Here is a 20,769-nt window from a genome sequence, read left to right as displayed (position 1 = left end):
AGAAATTTGATATTTTATGCGACGAAATATGGTGTACATACGTTATGATAGAAATATATGAAAAAATCTATATAAAAAGAGGGGTTCATGGATGAATACTAAAAATGAGGCGCTTTATGAATTTATATTGAACAGCACCGATGAACTGACGAACACATGGTTTAGATCCAAAAAAGCTTCAATCGGCAGTATATATTCAGAAAGTGCACCAATTACCATTGAAGAGAAGCTTCGTGCTCAAAACAAGAAATTCATCATGTCGATCGCCCAAATATTTATACACCTTGACGATGAAAAGAAATATAAATCTATCAAAAAATGGGCTAATGAAGTGGCCAAAGACCGAGTTTTAACGAACACTCCACTAAATGAAATCATCCAGCAATTCAAGTTATTCAGACAAATATATTGGAATAAAATCAATGAATTCACCCAAACAGATGTGTTCAGCATTTCTCCAGTTCAATTATTAGAATGGTCGAATCAATACAACTTTGCATTTGATACAGTGATCGAGGAATTTGTAAGGACTTATACAGATTATCACCACGCCACTCTTGCCGCTCAACAAGAAGTGATTATGGAACTGAGCTCACCTGTCATTAAATTGACTCAATCTATTGCTGTCTTGCCTTTGATTGGAAATATCGATACTTATAGGGCTAAATCATTGATAGAATCAAGTCTCGAGCAATGCCAGGATAAAAATGTCGAATGCCTGGTAATCGATATTTCCGGTGTTGCCATTGTTGATACAATGGTAGCTAATCAAATATTCTTACTCGTATCCTCTTTAGATTTAATCGGGGTAAAAAGCATTATTACCGGTGTGAGGCCAGAAGTTGCTCAGACAGCAATACAGCTTGGACTTGATTTCTCAAAAATTACGATCTACTCAAATCTGGAGAGAGCCATTGAGGATATTAAGGGGATTTATGAAAATTCATTTTAAAAAGCTTTTTGAATAACATCTGCTGTTTTTGAAGTTGTTGAAGATCAAAAAATGAATGTTGCGGTAAGATTGTTAACCTCAGAATCGAGTGAAAATGCTCTAATAATACAACTTGAAAGCCCATTAGTATGGGCTTTTTAACCGACGTTTGAGTTCAGGAAGCAAAAGCAATCTTCCGTCGTTTTAGAACGTGTGGATTATTCATTCATGCCAAAGTTAAAAGCATTTCTATCTCATTGTCTTTTTGATCAATCCTTTTAAAGCCTGTCTTTTCATAAACACTTATCGCTGCATCATTGTTCGAATCGACCACTAATAGTATACGCTCGATATTATTGCAGTAATATTGAATGCCAAATGCAATCCCTTGTTTAACAAAGTTTACTCCCAGTCCTTTTCCGATTAATTCAGGTTTTAATGCTAATCCTATTTCCATGGTGCTTCCCTGAATATTAAACTCAAATAAGCCAGCAGTCTCTTTACCCAGTAATGCTGTAAACCCCTCGCAGCCGCCTGGACCAATTAACTTTCCAGTTTTACTTATAGAATCAAAATACGGAGCCATCAAAACTTCTTCAACAAAGCCTTCATAATCCCATGAATCAATTTCTTTTAAGTATTCAATAGTTAGTGGTTTAAATGTAAACAACATCCGACATTCCCCCTTGTGATAGCTTTTGTTTAATATCCTTACTTCTATTCTACTATAATTTAGTTATTCGTTGTTCTGTGATGGCATGTAAGTACATAACACATTCAACTTGACCTTGAACAACAAGGAGTTACAAGGTGCTGCCTTTATTCATTTACAGGGGGAAGGCACCTTATGAACTCTAAAGCTTCAACACTATTTGAACCATATCGAAATTTAGTATGATTTCCTGTTACTTTTTAAAAAATGAGGAGGGATGGATTATGCGGCAGGATTCAGCAGTAGAAAAAGTGACTGCCAGTTTAAAAGGAGACCCAAGTGTCCGGAGTATATTCCTGAAGGGATCAATGGGGAGGAAGGAACATGATCAGTATTCTGATATTGATTTATATTGTTTGGTGGAGGAAAGTGAAGAGAAAGAGTTCCTTAAGCGCAGACTGGATCATATCAAAGCTTATAAGGACCTGTATTTTTATGACGACATTTTCATCATAGCCCCCCAAATCATAGCCATTTATGAGGACTGGCTGCACATCGACCTGTTCACAGTGACGGAGAAGACGATACAAGGTAAGGATTTCTTTACTGTACTCTATGATCCGGACAATCTGATGAAAAAATTCGAGACCGCCCAACACCTTACCATTACTTATGGGGAATTCAAGGATTGTGTACTGGACGCCGCCTGGTTCCTGTTTCAATATAAAAAAGCAGCGCAGAGAGGAAATCATACTTGGGCGCCTGAAATGCTCCGGCATTCCATGAGGAACGTTATTACCATTTTGCTGTCAAGGTACGCCAGAGAGCGGGCACTGCTTGGCTTGAAGACCATTCACAGGGATTTGCCACAACATATACAAGCCTTGGTAGTTGGAATTTATGAACATATGACTCCGTCCAGCCATTGTAGGGATGCGCGGGGAATAGCCAATCTGCTGCAAGGAGAGCTCCACTGGATTCAGGAAGAAATCAACGCTGAAGATCAGCAGACGGGTGCGTTTATGCAGTTGATAGTGGAACAGGTTTTGAAAAATAAAGAAAAATCTTGAGTGTGAGTCTTGTCTAGTCGACAAAAGTAAAAAGAATTTGAAGGAGAATATGTGCAGTAAATTGAATTCTATTAAAGAAAGCTAGACTAGAATAAAGTCAGTATGATTCAGTGATGAAAGTAAAGGTGTCAATGCTAAAAGCTGTCAATCATACTAAATCATTGAGGAGGAAATTTATATGATCCATAAAGTTGGCCAAATCATGCTGTATGTAAACAACCAGGAAGAGGCAGTCGATTTCTGGACAGAGAAAGTGGGATTTAGCGTCATTTCGCAGGAAGATAATGGCCAGGGAATGAAATGGATTGAAATAGCCCCAACCAAGGAAGCTGAAACAAGCATAATCCTTCACAATAAGGAGCTTGTTGCCAAAATGAGCCCCGGCTTAAATCTTGGAACACCTTCATTGATGTTCTTTACAGAAGATCTTGATTCATTCTTTAACCACTTATCCAGTAAGGAAATTACAGTTGGTGAAATCGTAGAAATGCCTTCAGGCAGGGTATTTAATTTTGCTGATGGTGAAGAGAATTATTTTGCGGTTATGGAAAAGAAATAGGGTACTGACACAAAAAAGAGGGACAGTTTAAACAATGACTGTCCCTCTTTTTCATATACTCGCCGCAAGGAAGAGTTGGTATGGGAGGATTGCTTTGAGGATTCATAACCAGCTCCTATGAAGGATAATCACAATATTCAATAATCGTCCCTTCTGTATCCGCCGGATTCAAATATATCAATCGCCTCCCGTGTTTGTTTATACGGAGACTATCCTCTAATACACGTATCCCTTGTTCCTTGAGTTCTGTCAAAGCTGCATCAAGGTTATCCACCCGATACGCAATATGATGTACACCTTTTCCTTTTTGCTTAATGAAGCGGGCGATCGGAGATGTCACATTATTCGTAGGTGCAAGCAATTCGGTCCTTTCACCCCCCACGTCCATAATCGCAATTTCGCTCTCGACGCCTTTCGCATCGCTTCTGTAACGGTCGATGAGGGTGGCGCCGAGTATATCTTCGTAGAATCGAATGGAGTCTTCGATGTTTCTGACAGCAACGCCTATGTGGTCTAAAGTCTTTTTCATGGTTATTCTCCAATCTGATCAGTCTGATTAGTGTATTCATTATTTTAGCATAAATTATTTTTTTGTATAAAGGGATAGCTCTATGTACTGTTTCTGGTGTGTTTTAAGCGAAAAAAGAGGTATATATAATGGAAAAAATAATAAGAAGATAAAGTGGACTCATATTCCAAATCCATATTCAATCTTAGTTTCCTGATTATTTTGTTTGCAGAATGTAAACATAAAGATTTTACATTAGCGTAAATGTTTAATGAAACTTTTACCAATATCTAATCGTATATCCAATAAATCTAAATATATTACTTATAGATGACCTGTTGAAAGGGGTGTGTGCTGTGATTGAAGTTGCCAATGTCAGTAAGAGGTATGGTTCGATCCAGGCACTGGATGGAATTCATTTTAACATTGATGAAGGAAGCTGTTTCGGGCTTGTTGGACCCAATGGAGCCGGTAAATCGACTTTAATGAAAATCCTGTCTGGTGTGTTGCAAAGCTTTGAAGGGGATATCATTGTCCATGATGATTCAGTGGTTAGGGACCGGCTGAAGGTGAAACGGAAGCTTGGTTACATACCTCAGGATCTTTGCCTCGAAGAAACGCTCACTGCAAGAGAAAATCTTGGTTACTTCGGCAGTTTATACGGCTTGAAAGGGAAAGTTTTAAAGCGCAGGTCGGAAGAAGTGTTAGAGCAAATCGGTTTGAAGGATCGGGGAAAAGACAAAGTATTGACGTTTTCAGGGGGAATGAAGCGGAGGCTTAATATTGGTTGTGCCTTGCTCCATAAGCCTTCCATTGTCGTCATGGATGAACCTACTGTTGGAATCGATCCGCAATCAAGAAATTCCATTTTCTCCATCATCAATCAATTAAAAGCAGATGGCAGCACGATCATCTATTCGAGTCACTATATGGAAGAAGTGGAGCATTTATGTGACAGCATCGGACTGATTGACAAAGGGACACTGGTAGAGTGCGGAACGATGGATGAGCTGCTTCATAAACATAATAAACCGTCTTTATTTATATCGGGGCACCAATTAAATCAGGAGTTGCTGTCCGCTCACGGTCATGTCCAGCCAAAAGGGGATGGTTTTCTTTTAGAAAGTGAAACTCCATTGGCTGCACTTCAAAATGTAATAGAAGAATTCCGCCTTCATAATATCGAACCACGCAGGCTGGAACTTTATCATCCGAAGTTGGAAGATATTTTCTTCAATTTGACAGGAACTCAGCTACGGGACTCATAGAAATGGAGGATTGCCTATGTGGGCCATTGCACGGACTGAATTAAAAAAGAATATTCAAGATAAGGGACTATGGTTCTGGACATTTATCTTACCCATTGTCTTCATGATTGCTTTTGTTGCGATTTTTTCAGGGGATGAGAATACAAGTTATAAGGAGGTTGTGACTCAAATCATACCTGGTTACACGATCATGTTCGCATTCTATATCATGATTAGCATGGTGGTTGTATTTGTAAAGGATCGGGATAAGGGGATGGTCGCCAGGATTGCCAGCACCCCTCTTCCAATTAAGGACTACTTCATCGGCAAGTGGATTCCCTTTATGTTGATTGTATTGATTCAAATTGCTGTATTATTCGGTTTTGGTGTTCTTGTATACGATCTTCCTTTAGGAGACCCTGCTGCCCTCATACTCTTATCCATCATGTTGGCATTTATCGTGTCCGGCTGGGGTATGGCCCTCTCCGTCCTTGTGAAAACAGAGAATATGGGAATCGCTGTGACCCAGATCATTGCACTGGGCGGCGCCATGTTTGGGGGATTATGGCTTCCTGTCGAACTGATGCCCGACTTCATGCAGGCCATCAGTAAGGCTTTACCTCAGTATTGGGCAATCGAAGGGTACAAAGAAATCATCCTACGTAATGGAACCATTGCTGATATCATGTTCAACGTCACGATATTATTCATCGCCGGCCTTGCAGGTGGAATCCTTGCCTTAGCTGCTTATCCCAGGTTTCTTCGTTTTTCAAAAAGTTGAGCGGTGATTTTCATGGGATTAATTAATCCGCAGAATAGTTGCGGTCATGCACGTCACGCAAGCCAGGTCTTGATGGTACCCTGGCATTTGAAGCGGATTTACCATCGATTCCTTCTCCATCGAAGTGTAATTGAAAGGCACCTGCCATTACGGGATAGGTGCTTTTTCTAATTATTAATGTAAAAACTGAAACCACGTCCCAATATAAGCCGTATATCTACTAACTAATTTCTATATACTGGAAGGTTGGAAAAACAAGCCCTCATCATCACCATCTTGATGCTCATTTTTTCTGCCTTGGAAATCCCTAAATGAACATCCTGAGATGGCCGAATTACAGGATGGGCCATCTCATCATGCAAGACTATTTGAATAATCATGGAGATGTAACGATGGACTGGACGCAGAAGACATTCTTCAGGATGGTGGGTATAAGAAGTTTTTGCATAATAAATGAAAAAGGAGTATTTATTATGATTGCCAACATGTATAAACGGAGAGAAAAACTTTCCTATCTCGCATTCGCTGGTATTTTGATGATTGCAGGAGGGTTCATTGTCTACACGAAACCTGAGTCCACAGAACAGTGGCTTGGAGGTATGGCGCTGCTCTTGCCGGCTATGGGGATGCTTGGAGTTGCACTTTCAAGCCGCATCAAGTACAACAAGTTAAAGGGGACTGACATTCCAGTATCGGATACAACCATCGCTGGTATGAATCATATTGTCATTAAGAGGGATGCCGGCTGGCTGCCTAGGCTGCTTGTATTTGAAAAGAATGGAAGTTTCATTGGCACTTTTCGTGTTAAGAAGATTCCCTGGTGGGCATACCCGTTCATTATCTATCAATCTTCTTTTTTAACATTTTTCACGATTGAACTATCTTTTACCTCAAGTGAGGGAAAGGTCATGTTTTCATGCAGGCGAAAAGGTTTCAAGCATAGTAGTGTTGAAATCTTTGGTCCAGATGGTCAAAGCGTAGGGTCATACATACAAGAGGAGTTCAAAAGCATGGTAAACATCGTGGGGGAATTGAAAGACACTCGTGGTGAAACGCTCTTGGACGTGAAAAGTTCAGGGTTTACGGGTGATTTCACTCTTCACGATTCAGAGGGCCATATGTGGGCAAGATTCTACAATGGCAGGTTCCCCCACGAGCACACCAATCTTTTTCGTGACATCTATAATGATATGGTAGAAATATCAGACAAGCTTCCGGAGAATCATAAGATCCTATTATTGGGAATGGTTGGGTATCTTTTTGTGAACCGGAACTGCCGGGAGTAGTGCCGAAGGTCGAAATGATGAGAGGGGGGTATATTAATACTATAAAACTTGTCTCCATAGTGTTAAGCTAATGGCTTAATATATATTGTAACTGGAAGAAGGTCGATGTGACACTTTAAGCCAAGGCACGTACGTTATGAGGTCGGACATCGATATATATCCAGAAGACGTAACGACAGAATACAGGTGATAAATTGATGAAAGATATGACCCACACATATTCAAGCGAGACACTGCGTTTTCAAATTAAATACAAAAACCGTACCTCCATAGGAATTTATATCGACAGCTATGGAATGATCGAAGTGCATGTCCCTAAAGGGACTCCGGATGAATCTGTACTTGGATTACTAGAACGTAAATGGGATTTGATTATGCAGAAAACAAAAGAGAACAAGGAAAGGATGACGGGATCCCAGGAGAAGGTCTATGCTCATGGGGAACCGTTTTTGTACCTTGGGAAAACATACCCTATAAGGCTTCATCATAATCCCGGGATTATCCATGACCATGTTTCGTTTGATGGGGGAACACTGCACATCCATGTAAGACAGCTTGAGGATGAAAAAATGAAACAGGCCCTAAGTCGGTTCTATCATCAGCAGTGTAAAGCTTTAGTAGAAAAAAGCATTGCCATTCATCAGGGCAGTTTTAAAACAAAACCGCGATCTGTTCGTATTTCTGACAGTAAAACAACGTGGGGTACATGTGACTCAAGAAGACATCTGACTTTTAATTGGAGATTGGCCATGGCACCTCAGGAAGTCATTGACTACGTTGTCGTTCATGAAATGTGCCATATGGTTCACTTAAACCACGATCGTTCTTTTTGGCGGCTTGTTGGGAAGATAATGCCCGATTATAAGGAAAAAGAGATGTGGCTGGCTGTTTCGAACTGGAAGATGACGGTATAGTTATTTAAACCATTATCCATTAATGGTGCCACCAGGATTTCCATTTTTTTCATACTCGCTTAATATTACTACTATTATTAATGGAATTAATAGTGAAGAAAATATATTTGTTCAGGGAAAGTTGTATATGTATAGAATGTAGAAATGAAACTGAAGTAAATGTCAGGTGCCCGTCCCTCACTGTTTATTCCATTAACGCAGTGAGGGACGGGCACCTATTTTGATATTTTTTCTTGAACTAAATAAAGTGGTAGGTCGATTACAGGGAATGTTACAAGTAATCTAGCACTTTGCTATCAACTGCTACTATGAGCCATTAGCAGTCTCCACCGCCACCGCCACCTCTTCGTCTTCCGAAACAGCAGTGCCAAATCTTCCTGAATAGGCAGAATCCGAATAGCACAATCGCTAAGAATCCCACTACTCCAATGAAAATTGCGACAAAATCCGCAAAGCCTCCGACTAGTCCAATCAATGCAAATGCGTCTGTAATTACTTCTAAAGCCGCAAGCAGGAACCAAATCAATCCCGTCAGCACTCCAAGGAAAATATCAAAAACACTGCAAGAACATTTTCTGTGGTTAGAAACCATATAGCTCACCTCCCGTTAAAGAAATACTTGTTCAACAATATAGTATGCCGGGGCTTGTCAGCTTGTTTATAGATTACAAAAAAGAGGCGAAAGCCACGGGGAGCATGGAAGCATTGGCCCATAACTATGAAAAATGGATGAAAGTAACCCTCTCAATTTAAAAAATTGTGGCTGTTGGAAAAGGCTTATCTGTAAATTGAGGTTATATCATTCAATTTTTGGTGTTTTCTCCCAAGTAATCGTGTACACTTGAATTACAGGATAAATCTGAATTATTAATAATAGGAGGAGAAGGTATGAATCTAGGAGCATTCTCGGTAAGTCTAAGTGTAAAAGACATACATAAGTCCAAAGAATTTTATGAAAATCTTGGTTTTAAAACACTGGGGGGAGACATTTCACAGAACTGGCTTATTTTGAAGAATGACAACCATATCATTGGTCTATTTCAGGGGATGTTTGAAAAGAACATTCTCACTTTCAATCCAGGCTGGGATCAAAATGCCGAAAACCTTGATTCCTTTACGGATGTCAGAGAACTCCAAAAAGAGCTTAAAGCTAAAGGAATCAAACTCTTGACCGAAGCGGATGAAACGAGTGAAGGGCCTGCAAGCCTGATGATTGAAGATCCGGATGGGAATCCAATTTTGATTGATCAGCATAGATAAGTTATGAACTATTGAGGCCAGTCCACTGACAAGTAAATCATCTGCTTGCTAGGGGAATGGCCTCAATTACGTAATCATCGACAATGTTTGATGTTGGAATACAAAATCAAAGGGGATCGGTGAAATTATGGCAATAGCACCATTTATAGATCAAAAATTGATCGATGGAACAATGGCAAAGTGAAGGGTTTAGGATTGCTCCCATAGTCGAAGGGTTGTGGGTTCCTAAAACCTGGTAGAGGGGGATTTCCATGAGTATTAAATTGAATCATAGTGTTCTCGATGAAATTGAACTAATTAACGTGTTAACCCAAATCAAAACAGGTGAAAAAGCTTGGTCTGAAGAAAACAAACATGAAATAGTAAAATCAATGATCATTCATGTAGGCTCAACAAACTCTGAACTTAGGGACAAGTTGATTTACACCTCTTTTTTTCGATTGATCGTTGAGAATAACCTTCTTGAACCTGAGTTTTTAATTGAACTTTTGAATATATGTCTAAATGACTTATTACTGAAGGGAATCGGTGAAAAGGGAACGGATTCTGTTTTTACAAGAGCTTTTACTACTCTGTTGATCGCCCTTATTTTATACCGTGATAACCAGGATGACTTCCTCTCACAAGGGCATGTTGAGATGGTGAAAGATCATTTGATCCTGTATATCAACAATGAGAAGGATCTAAGAGGTTTTGTTCCCGGAAAAGGGTGGGCACATAGCATTGCGCATGTGGCAGACGCCTTTGACGAGCTTGTGAAAAATCCGAAAATCAGTCACGCCCTTTATCCGGAAATACTTCAACCATTATGGAATAAGATGTTTGTTTCTGACAGTGTCTATATTCATGAAGAAGAAGAGAGGATGATCACACCAATCGTTGAAATGCTGAACAACGGATTGGATGTTGAGGAAATCGTAACGCAGGTGCAAAACATTCCGGCTGTATTAAAAGCCCGAAAAGAAATAGTGGATGAAGAAGAATATTGGTTCCTCATTTTCAATAGTAAGACATTTTTGAAAAGCTTTTATATGAACATAAATGGAGAATCTAGATTTCATGAGATACAGATGGGCATTGAACATTGCCTTAAAGAAATATAGAAAGGTTCATCTCATTCTAATTTACCAGGTTGTTAATAACATATATACATTCAATTGCCTATAGAGTAGACGCGGAAGACGCTAAAAAAGACTGAATTCCAACGAATTCAGTCTTTTTAGTGAAGGTATATTACAGATTTTTAAGCTCTGCTACCACGTCCGAAGGTTCGGCACGGTCTTTATAATCAGCTTTCGTATATTCGTATGCGATGGTGCCGTCTTGTTTGACAATGTATGTTGCTGAAACTGGAAGCGTCCATTCATCACTGTCATTTGCTTTTTCCAGGTCTAACCCTCTTTCTTTATAAATATCAACCAAATAAGGAGGCAATTTATACACAAGATTAAAGTCTTCTGCGGTTTTATTTCCTTCATCACTCAGTACCACATAATCCAGCTCATTTTTCTCTTTGGTCGATAGGGAAGCATCAGGTGTTTGCGGGCTAATTGCCACTAATTCTGCCCCAGCTGCATGAATCTCATCAAGTAATTCTTGATACGCTCTTAGTTCCATATTGCAATAAGGGCACCAGCCTCCCCGGTAGAAAGTCAGGATGACAGGTCCTTTTTCTAATATGTCTTTGATACTTACTTCATTACCAGTTGCATCAGGCAGCGTAAAAGATGGGATTTTCTCCCCTGCAGTGAGCCCTTGCCCGGCATTTGAATCCTCTAACTCTGCAATTGCCTGACTCATCTTATCCTGCACCTCAGGTGAAGCTTTCTTTTTAAATGCTGAAATGTACTCATCATATTGTTGGCGCATGTTGAGATTACCCATTCTATCATTCCTTTCTCTGGATTGTTTTCAGTATAAAAGGTTTTTAATTTATATAAAAGTAATTTGATTAGTCGGTTTTAATGGCGGGTAGCAATAGATTTTCTATAGGTAGTCATAAAAAGAGAAAAAGCGTTAATCCATTTAAAATTACGTAACATTAGAAACTGATGGATAAATTATGTTAAGGAGCGCTATTAAATTCAAGTAAATACCACAAATATCCATTTCGTGTGATATAATTATGTTTCGGAAAATTCAAACAAATTGACCTATGCATGAAATGGTTTGTTATTACTTTAGTATGGCGTTTTGTTTGGGGATGTCTGTTGATAAAAGTGCTTGACGCTAATCCCACGAATAATCATGAGTTAGGATAAGGAGATGATCTGGATGTCAAAAGAAACACTCAATCAAAAAACGATAAAAACTCTTCATGAAATGAAGCTCGTCGGCTTTCGAGTCCTGTGTGACGGGGGAATGTATCTACAAGAGATACCTAAAGCAGCTCAATTACTTAAAGAACGTGTCGACGAAGTTAAGTATGTCTTGAACATGGGACAGCAAATCGGGGCGTTTGTTGTGGAAGAATCGACTCCGGATGAAGATGGATACTGGATCGGTGTTCGGGTATGGAAGTATGGTGAGATCCCTGAAGGAATGGTTGCCTTGACCATCCCTGCTCAATCCTACGCTTCCATCTTGCATCATGGACCGAATGATCAAATAAGGAGCAGCTATGAAGAACTGCACAGATGGATGTCGGGGCAGGGACTTACACGTTGGAATCATGGATGGAATCTGGAAATATATGATAAGGATAATGATCCGGGGAACCATGGTGACGTCAGGGTGGAGCTTTTGGATTCGGTTGTTTCATGAGTAAAAGGATGGAGGGAGTTGTCGTGACATACAGGTTTGAAATAATGACCCAGCAGCAAGCAGAGGAAATTGCATACAACTGGCACTATGACGGAGAATACTCATTCTACGACATGGAAGCCGATGAAGAAGATCTTGCTGAATTTTTGGACACTGAATCACGGCGAGACAAGATGTTCACCGTTTATAATGGAGAAGAAGTAATCGGTTTTTTTAGTGTCTACAAAACAGATCATGCAACCTATGATATCGGACTTGGTATGAGACCGGATTTTACCGGGAGAAGCATGGGATTGGAATTCCTTAAAGCGGGACTGAATTTTGTGATATCACGTTTTTCACCAGTTAAAATAACGTTGTCCGTCGCCACTTTCAATTTGAGGGCCATCAAGGTGTACAGAAAGATTGGCTTCGAAGAAAAAGAAACGTTTATGCAGGAGACGAATGGAGGTACATATGAATTTCTTCGTATGGAATATGCTAACTTTCCATGATCCTGATGGTGATTCACTAGGATCATAGAAAGTAGAAAAGGAGAATACAAATGAACTTGGTAAACCACATCGCTTCAGGAAATACAGCAAACATCTATCTTCATGATAACAGGGTGGTGAAAGTATTTCATGACCACTTTCCTGATGGAGAAGCTGTCTATGAAGCCAATAAGCAAATGTTGGCCCACTCGTATGGGCTTCCTGTACCTGAGATATTGAATGTCACGGAAATAGACGGCAAACAGGCGATCGTCATGGAATACGTGAAAGGTAAAACGTTAGGAGAGCTTGCATTATCCGATTCGGAAAAAGCAGGATATTTTATGAGTCTCTCTGTCGATATCCAGCTGCAAATCCATTCGATGACAGCTCCTTGCCTTGAACCCATGTCAGGAAAATTGACCCGGCAAATTGAAACTGCAAAGGGTTTGGAGCCACGGAAAAAGGTTGCACTGCTGGAAAAATTAGCGTCCATGTGGTCAGATAATAGATTGTGCCACGGGGATTTTCATCTGTATAACCTGATTCACTCGGATGGAAGAATCATGATATTAGATTGGACTGATTCAAGCAGCGGTGATATCCGTGCAGACGTTTACCGCAGCTACCTTTTATACTCACAGGTTTCATCGGACCTCGCCGAATTGTATATGCGTCTCTACTGTCTAAAAAGCGGTATATCCGAAGAAGAAGTACTTGAATGGGCTCCAATCATAGCTGGCGCAAGATTATCGGAACATGTTTCCTCTGAAAACAATATGCGATTGATCAACATCGTTAATCAATATTTTCCTTGATTTGAAGGCCCGTCCGAGAGTACGTTAATGCGTTAACGCGCTCTCGGACGGGTCTTTGATTTTGGTGTTGACCACACTGGTCAAAAGGTGTAATATGGAATTGACCGAACTGGTCAATAACTTGTTCAACTAAAGGAGGGATCCTTTTATTTTGTTCGAATCATTAAATATAGATACTGAAAAGGAAACCAGGATCATCAATGCAGCGACGAAGGTATTTGCTGAGAATGGCTACCAACGGGCATCGACCAACGCAATTGTGAAGGAAGCAGGTATTTCGAAGGGAATTCTTTTTCACTATTTTAAAAGCAAGAAAGAGTTATATCTGTCACTGTATGAATATTTATCAGATATGTTCGCCGAAAAGATTTATGAGAGACTGGACTTGGAGGAGAGGGACATTTTTGAGATCATCCGAAAGGTTTCTCTCATAAAGTTTGAGATGTTTTCGACGTATCCCGATTTGATCAACTTCCTGAATCGAGCATTTCATGAAGAGGCGCCGGAAGTCAAAGACGGAATTGAAAAAATAAAGGCATCATTGACTGACAGCAGCTTCATTAAGCTATTCAGTAATATCGATGCGACGAAGTTCCGGGAAGGCATTGATGTGGAAAAAGCGATCCAGATTATTTACTGGACGTTCGAAGGTTTTGCGAATCAGCAGCAAGTAAGGGTAAGGACGATGTCGGTGGCAGACATCGATAAAGAAGAAATCCTTGCAGAAATAAACTCTTATACTGAGCTGCTCAAAAAGTCGTTTTATAAATAAAAGGGGAGGCGGCAGTACATGAATGTGATTGAAATCAATGGATTGACAAAAACTTATGGTTCATCAAGGGGCATCAATAATATCAGCTTCAACGTGGAAGAAGGAGAAATCTTCGGATTCATCGGGCCGAATGGAGCCGGAAAGTCCACTACGATCCGCACGCTTCTTTCTTTAATCCAACCCACAGGAGGAAGCGCGAAGATCTTTGGGAAAGACTGCGTAGAGCATGCTCCAGATATTGCAAAGAATGTGGGCTATCTTCCTTCGGAAGTGTTCTATTATGACAACATGAAGGTGATGGATCTCCTAAAGTACTCTGCAAGCTTTTACAAAAAGGACTGCAGCGGCAGAATCAAGGAACTTGCAGAAAAGCTTGATCTAGACCTCACTAAGAAAATTGATGACCTCTCCCTCGGGAACAAAAAGAAGGTAGGGATTATCCAGGGGCTCCTTCACGAACCAAAGTTGATTATTCTGGATGAGCCGACCTCCGGGCTTGACCCGCTTATGCAGCAGACTTTCTTTGATTTGCTGCAGGAAGAAAACCGAAAAGGAGCGACGATTTTATTCTCTTCTCACATCCTGAGTGAGGTCCAGCGCATGTGCGACCGGGTCGCGATCATTAAAGAAGGAGAAATCGTCCAGGTTGAGAAAATCAGTACACTCAAGGAAAACAATCATAAGAGATTCAAAATAGAAGTGAAGAATGATATCGAGTCTTCTTACTTTGATATGCCGGGTGTTAATAATCTTGAAGCCCGCGACCATCATATCAGCTTCTTATTCAGAGGCGACATCAATGAAGTCATGAAAAAAATCGCTGAAATCGACATTGCCAATCTGTGGATCGAGGAACCTGATCTGGAAGAAATCTTTATGCACTATTACGAGAAGGAGGCGTGATCCTCCATGAATATGTATCTGTATGAACTGAAGGCATACCGCAAGAATACGATTATGTGGACGCTTGCACTTGTCGGACTCGCACTTTTGTTCATGTCGATGTTTCCGCCCATTGCAAAGGAGATAGACGAATTCAAGAAAGCGCTGGAAGGCTTTCCGGAAGGCGTACGAAAGGCTTTGGGGCTGCAGGTTGAGACCATAGGGTCCGTCAATGGTTACTATTCGTATACATTCCTGTATATTGCGCTTTGCGGGGCAATCCAGGCGATGACCTTAGGGATCTCCATCACATCAAAGGAAATCCGGGAGAAAACCGCAGACTTCCTTTTCACAAAACCTGTGACTCGCTCGAAGGTGCTGGTTTCGAAATTGCTGGCGGCGTTAACGAGTTTACTCATCACGAACATCGTCTATGTGGCAGCAGCAGTGGCCATCGCAAATCTGGTGGCGAGTGAGGATTTTAGTTTAACTGCTTTTCTATTAATCTCGCTGAGCCTCTTCGTCATCAGCTTGATCATGTTTGCATTGGGTACGGTGCTGGCGGTTCTTTTTCCTAAAATAAAATCCGTCGTCAGTGTTTCGCTTGGTGTCGTATTTGGATTCTTCGTACTGGGCATGGTTGCCGGCCTAGAGGAAGCTGGCCGATATTTCTCGCCATTCAAGTATATTGATTATGCATATGTGATGAGAGAAGAGACCTATGAATGGGAGTTCATGATCGTGGGTGCGGCGATCATCCTCGTTTGCTTTATCGTCAGCTTCATCGTGTATAAGAAAAAGGATATTCATACGGTATAGAAGGAGGGATGATTCATGAATATGTATTGGAGAGAAATGAAAGCGCATCGTAAATCGCTGATCATCTGGTGCATCGGTATGTCGGCGCTGATTGCCGCAGGGATGAGTGAATTTGGTGCCTTCACTTCTTCGGGCCAGTCGATGAATGACTTGATGGAAAGCATGCCAAAAGCCATGCAATCCTTTATGGGCGGAGGCGGTTTGGATTTATCGACGGCAATCGGATACTATGGTCTGCTGTTTCTTTACATCATCCTCATGGCGACGATTCATGCAGCGATGCTCGGTGCCACGATCCTTTCTAAAGAAGAAAGGGATAAGACGGTGGAATTTTTATTTGTAAAGCCGGTGACACGAAGGAAGATTGTGTCGGTGAAGATGCTGGCGGCATTGACGAATGTACTGATCTTGAACCTTGTGACTTGGGGAGTTTCGATTGCCATCGTCGGACACTATGCCGATGGCGGGAGTGTCACGGGCGATATCGGAAGCCTCATGGCCGGGACCGCTATCCTCCAAGTCCTATTCATCGTCATCGGTACGGCCGTCGCTGCAGTGACCAAGCGTCCAGGAAAATCATCCGTCATAGCGACCAGCATTCTATTGATAACGTTTATATTGTCTTTTGCTATCGACCTGAGCGAAAAAATCGAAGGGTTGAAATACTTCACCCCGTTTAAATACTTCGATGCGAAGAATGTACTGGAAAATGGACTTGAGCCTTTGTTTGTGGGAATATCTATCGGATTGATTCTCCTTCTGGGTGTGTCTACTTTTAGGTTTTACAGTAAGCGTGATTTAAAAGTGTAAGGGGACGGAAAATAGATTCCTCTCGCGGATGTATTTCTATAAAATACTGATAGGCCCATTTCTCGATGTGTTAGCAAACTATCACACCGGACAAAGGGCCATTTTTTATGAAAATGTGCATGTAAAAGGATTGGCCGGATGTTGAGGCAAGTGATACCTAGGCTTTTAGACGACATAAAAAACTGCCTGACTAAGGGGATACCCTTATGTCAGGCAGTTTAAATTAACTATTGATAATGGTTTGAAATTGTAATAAAATAAAACAGATACCCTTTGTAACAAATATAGATAAACATATTTACTCAATAATAATTATATCTCATAATCAATCGCTATGTCAACCCCTAAAATTTCATGATTAAAAGGAGTGCTTAAATGAACCCCGAAATTCGCCAGGAGCAAGATCGTGTGAATCGTGTCATTGAAATCATTCACGAGCAGATAGAACTTCTTGAAAATGAAACCGGACGCCGTCACGATGAAGTCGTGGACATCCGCAAAAACTTCTGGGATGAGGTCAAGGTCAACACAGATACGTTCGATGATTTTCTTGAGACAGTGCTAAGTCTGAGGCAGCAGGCACAAGTGTTGACTGTAAGCCAGAGTACACACCGGCAGGCGGTGAAAAAGCTTTCCTCACTGCGCCGAATGAAAGAAAAACCTTATTTCGGGCGCATTGATTTTCATGAAGAAGGTGAGCCCGCTTCAGAAAAGGTCTATATCGGAATAGGGTCGCTGACAGAAAAATCAGGAGAACATTTTCTTGTGTATGATTGGCGTGCCCCGATCTCGAGTGTGTACTATGATTATCCACCGGGAGCGGCAGCATTTGAGACACCGGGTGGAACGGTGAAAGGTGAATTAGAGAAAAAATGGCAATACCTGATCAAAGACGGGACCCTCGAGTCCATGTTCGATACGAGCCTCACGATCGGAGATGAAATACTGCAGCAGGTACTTGGAAAAAGGACAGACAACTATATGCACAGTATCGTCGCCACCATCCAGCAGAAGCAGAACCAGATCATCAGGCATGACCGCGGCCGGCTGCTCATCGTCCATGGTGCAGCAGGCAGCGGCAAGACTTCGGCGGCCCTTCAGAGAATCGCCTATTTGCTTTATAAATACCGCGGCAACCTGAACGCGGATCAAATCATCCTGTTCTCTCCGAATGCGATGTTCAGCAGTTATGTGTCCAATGTGCTGCCTGAACTCGGTGAGGAAAATATGGAGCAGGTAACATTCCAGGACTATTTGAACCACCGGCTTCGTGATGAATTCGATGTTGAGGATCCGTATCAACAGCTGGAATATGTATTGATTAACAAAGAAGACGACGCATACGATCCGCGGACGACGGCCATTCGCTTTAAAGCATCGAATGTTTTTTTTGAATTGATCAAATCTTACAGGCGCACCCTTGAAACGTCCGGCATGATGTTCAAGGGAATCAGATTCAGAGGTCAGTCGATCGTCACTGCTGAGCAGATCTCCGAACGCTTTTATTCGTATGAGCCAGAAATCAAATTCCACAACCGGATCGATAAACTGACGGATTGGCTGAAAGACCAGCTTAAAGCAGCTGAGAGACGCGAACGGACAAAGCCATGGGTGGAAGAGAAGATCGAGTTGCTTAGTAAAGAGGAGTATCAGAAGGCGTTCAAGTACCTGAATAGAAAAAAAGGTACGAAAGAAGAGTCATTTGATAATTATGACGAGGAAAGAGACGTACTGACGAGAATGATTGTCAGGAAGAGATTCAGGGGCCTGCGGAAAAAGATCGAAAACCTCCAATTCATAGATATTAAAGGAATGTACAACAGACTCTTTGCCAATCCATCTGTCATCAATTCCCTGGTGGATGGGGACATTCCGGAGAATTGGGGTGAAATGAGCAGGTTGACGGTGGAAATGCTTTTAGAAAGAAAGTTGAATTACGAAGATGCGACCCCTTATCTGTTGTTGAAGGAACTGATCCTGGGGTTCCAGATGAATACATCCATTAAACATGTAATTATTGATGAAGCTCAGGACTATTCTCCGTTTCAATTCGAGTTCATTAAGCGGCTGTTCCCTTCGGCGAAAATGACGGTGCTCGGAGATTTTAACCAGGCAATCTTTGCCCACGCGACGGAACACGTGGATTTCAATATGTTGATGAGCCTTTACGGAGAGGATGAAACCGACTCGATTTCCTTGACACAAAGTTACAGATCCACGCGGCCGATCATTGAATTTACTCGGGGACTGATACCGGCAGGGCGTGAAATCACAGCTTTTGAACGCGATGGTGAAAAGCCTTCATTGACAAAAGTGGGGAGTCAGGAAGAACTTCATCACTGCATTAAAGCGAGGGTCGAAGAACTGCAAAATAAGGGGTTCCATTCTATCGCAATCATATGCAAGTCAGCTGCTGAAAGTGAAGCTGCTAATACAGGGCTGAGTGATGTGAAAGATCTCAAAATCATGAGAGCGGGGGCACTCGAGTACGAGCAGGGTGTGGTCGTCATCCCGGCCTATTTAGCCAAAGGAATTGAGTTTGATGCTGTCATCATCCATGATGGATCTTCGCGTCAATACGGTGACGAGAGTCTGCGCCGCCTCTTTTACACCGCCTGTACAAGGGCGATGCACGAGCTCCATATATATAGCCTTGGTGAACCGACTTCTTTTATTGAAGGCAACGAAGATACGATTCATATGAATTAGCAGATGTATATTCTTTCTCAATGGCCCGTCCCTGCATACTTTAACGACATAAAGTCTGCAGTGGCGGGCCGACTATTTTTTCCCAAGTCAAATCCATTGTAAACACCTCCTTCCTTTGCTAGAATCAACAAAGATTTACTACAAGTATAGGAAGCTTAGAAAGGTGTTTTATTCCATGAACCAACAACCAACCGGCAAAGAACGGATCGGGCTTGCGTTTCTACTCGGGATGCTCGGCATCCTCGGCCCGCTTAATATCGATATGTATCTTCCTAGTTTTCCTGGGATAGCTGCTGACTTGAACGCCAGTGCTTCGATGGTGCAGCTCAGTCTGACTGCCTGCTTGATAGGTCTTGCCATCGGGCAGGTTGTCATCGGGCCGGTCAGTGATGCAAAGGGGAGGAGGAAGCCTCTATTAATCTCTATCTTTCTATTTGCAATATCATCAATTCTTTGTGCGCTCGCACCAAATATCTTGGTGCTGATTGCTGCACGTTTCATCCAGGGCTTCACTGCTTCAGCGGGGATCGTCCTTTCCCGTGCCGTTGTGCGGGATGTGTTCAGCGGGAGGGAGCTGACGAAATTCTTCGCCCTGCTGATGGTGATCAATGCCACCGCGCCGATGGTTGCACCGATTACAGGAGGGGCTATCCTCTTGCTCCCGTTTGCTTCGTGGCATACGATTTTCTATTTTCTTGGTTTAGTAGGTTTCGTGATTGTGGTGACAATCGCGCTGAAATTGAAGGAAACACTTCCGGTGGAAAAGAGGATCCCGAGTTCGATTGGTGCCTCTCTCAGAACGATGGGAAGCCTGCTGAAGGATCGTTCATTTATCGGGTATGTCCTAACAATCGGACTCATACACGGCGGAAGCTTCGCCTATGTTGCAGGTACTCCGTTTGTGTACCAGGGGATTTACGGTGTATCGCCTCAAATGTTCAGCATCTTATTCGGGATCAACGGGCTGGCGATCATTTCGGGCAGTTTCATGATCGGACGATTCAGTGATTTCATTTCAGAGAGAAGCCTGCTCCGGATCGCCGTGATCACTGCGGTTAGCGCCACTTCTGTCCTGTTGATTGCAACCATCATCCAAGGGCCGCTAGCAACACTGGTCATCCCGATCTTCATTTACATGACATCAATGGGAATGATTCTGACAAGCACCTTTACACTGGCTATGGAAAAACAGGGCCACCGTGCCGGAAGCGCAAGCGCCATGCTGGGTATGCTGCCGCTTGTCGTCGGTTCACTCGTCGCGCCGCTTGTCGGCATAAACGAAACAACCGCTGTACCGATGGGTGCCGTCCTGTTCTCCACTTCACTGCTTGGTGCTACTGCCTTCTTTTCGCTGACGGGGCAGGATGAGGGGACAGGTTCTGTGTCCCGTGGCAAGTAAGTGATTTAACCTGTTTTTGTTTACAACAAGGAGAGGCAGGATCATCAGCTTATAAGAATGATGTGAAAAAGCCCCTTATCAAATGCCGATAAGGGGTTTTTTCAGTATGTTCAAGT

At 42.0% G+C, this 20,769-nt stretch carries 22 protein-coding genes; 18 read left to right on the top strand and 4 right to left on the bottom strand.

What is annotated here, in order from left to right:
• The first annotated feature begins 91 nt into the window (after positions 1-91).
• A complete protein-coding gene (locus ACUXV2_RS10485; protein ID WP_446246950.1) occupies positions 92-952 on the top strand; it encodes an STAS domain-containing protein in 861 nt (286 codons plus the stop codon).
• A gap of 205 nt (positions 953-1,157) precedes the next feature.
• Here the strand turns inward: ACUXV2_RS10485 and ACUXV2_RS10480 are convergent, their stop codons facing one another.
• A complete protein-coding gene (locus ACUXV2_RS10480; protein WP_446246949.1) occupies positions 1,158-1,604 on the bottom strand; it encodes a GNAT family N-acetyltransferase in 447 nt (148 codons plus the stop codon).
• A gap of 263 nt (positions 1,605-1,867) precedes the next feature.
• Here ACUXV2_RS10480 and ACUXV2_RS10475 point away from each other — a divergent pair, with 263 nt between their 5' ends.
• Both ACUXV2_RS10475 and ACUXV2_RS10470 read left to right on the top strand, forming a co-directional pair.
• Positions 1,868-2,653, top strand: coding sequence for an aminoglycoside 6-adenylyltransferase (locus tag ACUXV2_RS10475; RefSeq protein ID WP_446246948.1), 786 nt, complete (start codon positions 1,868-1,870; stop codon positions 2,651-2,653).
• A gap of 178 nt (positions 2,654-2,831) precedes the next feature.
• Entirely contained in the window at positions 2,832-3,212 is a 381-nt protein-coding gene (locus ACUXV2_RS10470) for a VOC family protein (protein ID WP_446246947.1), read from the top strand.
• A gap of 115 nt (positions 3,213-3,327) precedes the next feature.
• On the opposite strand, the gene mce is transcribed toward ACUXV2_RS10470, so the two are convergent.
• A complete protein-coding gene (gene mce / locus ACUXV2_RS10465) occupies positions 3,328-3,741 on the bottom strand; it encodes a methylmalonyl-CoA epimerase (protein ID WP_446246946.1) in 414 nt (137 codons plus the stop codon).
• Positions 3,742-4,076: 335 nt separating this feature from the next.
• Between mce and ACUXV2_RS10460 the strand changes: the two genes are divergently transcribed.
• From ACUXV2_RS10460 to ACUXV2_RS10445, 4 genes are all read left to right on the top strand, one after another.
• Positions 4,077-4,988 carry an ABC transporter ATP-binding protein gene (locus ACUXV2_RS10460; RefSeq protein WP_446246945.1) on the top strand — a complete coding sequence of 304 codons (912 nt, stop codon included), beginning with the start codon at positions 4,077-4,079 and terminating at the stop codon, positions 4,986-4,988.
• A gap of 16 nt (positions 4,989-5,004) precedes the next feature.
• Positions 5,005-5,748, top strand: coding sequence for an ABC transporter permease (locus ACUXV2_RS10455; protein WP_446246944.1), 744 nt, complete (start codon positions 5,005-5,007; stop codon positions 5,746-5,748).
• Between the two features lie 311 nt (positions 5,749-6,059).
• Positions 6,060-7,034: a hypothetical protein gene (locus ACUXV2_RS10450; protein ID WP_446246943.1), complete on the top strand. Its 975-nt coding sequence runs from the start codon at positions 6,060-6,062 to the stop codon at positions 7,032-7,034.
• A 206-nt stretch (positions 7,035-7,240) separates the two neighbouring features.
• A complete protein-coding gene (locus ACUXV2_RS10445) occupies positions 7,241-7,948 on the top strand; it encodes a M48 family metallopeptidase (protein WP_446247044.1) in 708 nt (235 codons plus the stop codon).
• A 316-nt stretch (positions 7,949-8,264) separates the two neighbouring features.
• Here ACUXV2_RS10445 and ACUXV2_RS10440 read toward each other — a convergent pair whose 3' ends face one another.
• Positions 8,265-8,540 (bottom strand): ABC transporter, encoded by a 276-nt coding sequence (locus ACUXV2_RS10440; RefSeq protein WP_446246942.1) that lies wholly within the window; start codon positions 8,538-8,540, stop codon positions 8,265-8,267.
• Between the two features lie 296 nt (positions 8,541-8,836).
• Between ACUXV2_RS10440 and ACUXV2_RS10435 the strand changes: the two genes are divergently transcribed.
• Both ACUXV2_RS10435 and ACUXV2_RS10430 read left to right on the top strand, forming a co-directional pair.
• Complete coding sequence (locus ACUXV2_RS10435; protein ID WP_446246941.1) at positions 8,837-9,208, top strand: VOC family protein; 372 nt, start codon at positions 8,837-8,839, stop codon at positions 9,206-9,208.
• Between the two features lie 251 nt (positions 9,209-9,459).
• Positions 9,460-10,311 carry a DUF2785 domain-containing protein gene (locus ACUXV2_RS10430; RefSeq protein ID WP_446246940.1) on the top strand — a complete coding sequence of 284 codons (852 nt, stop codon included), beginning with the start codon at positions 9,460-9,462 and terminating at the stop codon, positions 10,309-10,311.
• A 130-nt stretch (positions 10,312-10,441) separates the two neighbouring features.
• Here ACUXV2_RS10430 and ACUXV2_RS10425 read toward each other — a convergent pair whose 3' ends face one another.
• Positions 10,442-11,092, bottom strand: coding sequence for a peroxiredoxin-like family protein (locus ACUXV2_RS10425; RefSeq protein ID WP_446246939.1), 651 nt, complete (start codon positions 11,090-11,092; stop codon positions 10,442-10,444).
• Between the two features lie 390 nt (positions 11,093-11,482).
• Here ACUXV2_RS10425 and ACUXV2_RS10420 point away from each other — a divergent pair, with 390 nt between their 5' ends.
• The 9 genes from ACUXV2_RS10420 (at position 11,483) to ACUXV2_RS10380 (ending at position 20,653) form a co-directional block, all read left to right on the top strand.
• A complete protein-coding gene (locus ACUXV2_RS10420; RefSeq protein WP_446246938.1) occupies positions 11,483-11,971 on the top strand; it encodes a GyrI-like domain-containing protein in 489 nt (162 codons plus the stop codon).
• 23 nt (positions 11,972-11,994) lie between these two features.
• A complete protein-coding gene (locus ACUXV2_RS10415) occupies positions 11,995-12,465 on the top strand; it encodes a GNAT family N-acetyltransferase (RefSeq protein WP_446246937.1) in 471 nt (156 codons plus the stop codon).
• A 50-nt stretch (positions 12,466-12,515) separates the two neighbouring features.
• Entirely contained in the window at positions 12,516-13,262 is a 747-nt protein-coding gene (locus tag ACUXV2_RS10410) for a phosphotransferase family protein (RefSeq protein ID WP_446246936.1), read from the top strand.
• Positions 13,263-13,413: 151 nt separating this feature from the next.
• The gene (locus ACUXV2_RS10405) at positions 13,414-14,034 is read left to right on the top strand and encodes a TetR/AcrR family transcriptional regulator (RefSeq protein ID WP_446246935.1); all 621 of its coding nucleotides are present in this window, start codon (positions 13,414-13,416) and stop codon (positions 14,032-14,034) included.
• An 18-nt stretch (positions 14,035-14,052) separates the two neighbouring features.
• On the top strand, positions 14,053-14,937 hold the full coding sequence (locus ACUXV2_RS10400) for an ATP-binding cassette domain-containing protein (protein WP_446246934.1): 885 nt from the start codon (positions 14,053-14,055) through the stop codon (positions 14,935-14,937).
• Between the two features lie 6 nt (positions 14,938-14,943).
• On the top strand, positions 14,944-15,735 hold the full coding sequence (locus tag ACUXV2_RS10395; protein WP_446246933.1) for an ABC transporter permease subunit: 792 nt from the start codon (positions 14,944-14,946) through the stop codon (positions 15,733-15,735).
• Between the two features lie 15 nt (positions 15,736-15,750).
• On the top strand, positions 15,751-16,545 hold the full coding sequence (locus tag ACUXV2_RS10390) for an ABC transporter permease subunit (RefSeq protein ID WP_446246932.1): 795 nt from the start codon (positions 15,751-15,753) through the stop codon (positions 16,543-16,545).
• A 375-nt stretch (positions 16,546-16,920) separates the two neighbouring features.
• Entirely contained in the window at positions 16,921-19,254 is a 2,334-nt protein-coding gene (gene helD / locus ACUXV2_RS10385) for an RNA polymerase recycling motor HelD (RefSeq protein ID WP_446246931.1), read from the top strand.
• Positions 19,255-19,429: 175 nt separating this feature from the next.
• Positions 19,430-20,653 (top strand): Bcr/CflA family efflux MFS transporter, encoded by a 1,224-nt coding sequence (locus tag ACUXV2_RS10380; protein WP_446246930.1) that lies wholly within the window; start codon positions 19,430-19,432, stop codon positions 20,651-20,653.
• Positions 20,654-20,769 lie beyond the last annotated feature (116 nt).

Source organism: Rossellomorea sp. NS-SX7 (assembly GCF_052828565.1).
Note: the sequence above shows the minus strand (reverse complement) of the source record. Positions and strands in the feature narration are given on the sequence as shown.

Excerpts from the sequence above, each read along its gene's own strand:
- ACUXV2_RS10470 (WP_446246947.1), top strand. The coding sequence starts at position 2,832 with ATGATCCATAAAGTTGGCCAAATCATGCTGTATGTAAACAACCAGGAA.
- ACUXV2_RS10445 (WP_446247044.1), top strand. The coding sequence starts at position 7,241 with ATGACCCACACATATTCAAGCGAGACACTGCGTTTTCAAATTAAATAC.
- helD (WP_446246931.1), top strand. The coding sequence starts at position 16,921 with ATGAACCCCGAAATTCGCCAGGAGCAAGATCGTGTGAATCGTGTCATT.
- ACUXV2_RS10380 (WP_446246930.1), top strand. The coding sequence starts at position 19,430 with ATGAACCAACAACCAACCGGCAAAGAACGGATCGGGCTTGCGTTTCTA.
- ACUXV2_RS10435 (WP_446246941.1), top strand. The coding sequence starts at position 8,837 with ATGAATCTAGGAGCATTCTCGGTAAGTCTAAGTGTAAAAGACATACAT.
- ACUXV2_RS10400 (WP_446246934.1), top strand. The coding sequence starts at position 14,053 with ATGAATGTGATTGAAATCAATGGATTGACAAAAACTTATGGTTCATCA.
- ACUXV2_RS10440 (WP_446246942.1), bottom strand. The coding sequence starts at position 8,540 with ATGGTTTCTAACCACAGAAAATGTTCTTGCAGTGTTTTTGATATTTTC.
- ACUXV2_RS10390 (WP_446246932.1), top strand. The coding sequence starts at position 15,751 with ATGAATATGTATTGGAGAGAAATGAAAGCGCATCGTAAATCGCTGATC.
- ACUXV2_RS10475 (WP_446246948.1), top strand. The coding sequence starts at position 1,868 with ATGCGGCAGGATTCAGCAGTAGAAAAAGTGACTGCCAGTTTAAAAGGA.
- ACUXV2_RS10455 (WP_446246944.1), top strand. The coding sequence starts at position 5,005 with ATGTGGGCCATTGCACGGACTGAATTAAAAAAGAATATTCAAGATAAG.
- ACUXV2_RS10395 (WP_446246933.1), top strand. The coding sequence starts at position 14,944 with ATGAATATGTATCTGTATGAACTGAAGGCATACCGCAAGAATACGATT.
- mce (WP_446246946.1), bottom strand. The coding sequence starts at position 3,741 with ATGAAAAAGACTTTAGACCACATAGGCGTTGCTGTCAGAAACATCGAA.
- ACUXV2_RS10430 (WP_446246940.1), top strand. The coding sequence starts at position 9,460 with ATGAGTATTAAATTGAATCATAGTGTTCTCGATGAAATTGAACTAATT.
- ACUXV2_RS10450 (WP_446246943.1), top strand. The coding sequence starts at position 6,060 with ATGAACATCCTGAGATGGCCGAATTACAGGATGGGCCATCTCATCATG.
- ACUXV2_RS10410 (WP_446246936.1), top strand. The coding sequence starts at position 12,516 with ATGAACTTGGTAAACCACATCGCTTCAGGAAATACAGCAAACATCTAT.
- ACUXV2_RS10485 (WP_446246950.1), top strand. The coding sequence starts at position 92 with ATGAATACTAAAAATGAGGCGCTTTATGAATTTATATTGAACAGCACC.
- ACUXV2_RS10425 (WP_446246939.1), bottom strand. The coding sequence starts at position 11,092 with ATGGGTAATCTCAACATGCGCCAACAATATGATGAGTACATTTCAGCA.
- ACUXV2_RS10420 (WP_446246938.1), top strand. The coding sequence starts at position 11,483 with ATGTCAAAAGAAACACTCAATCAAAAAACGATAAAAACTCTTCATGAA.
- ACUXV2_RS10480 (WP_446246949.1), bottom strand. The coding sequence starts at position 1,604 with ATGTTGTTTACATTTAAACCACTAACTATTGAATACTTAAAAGAAATT.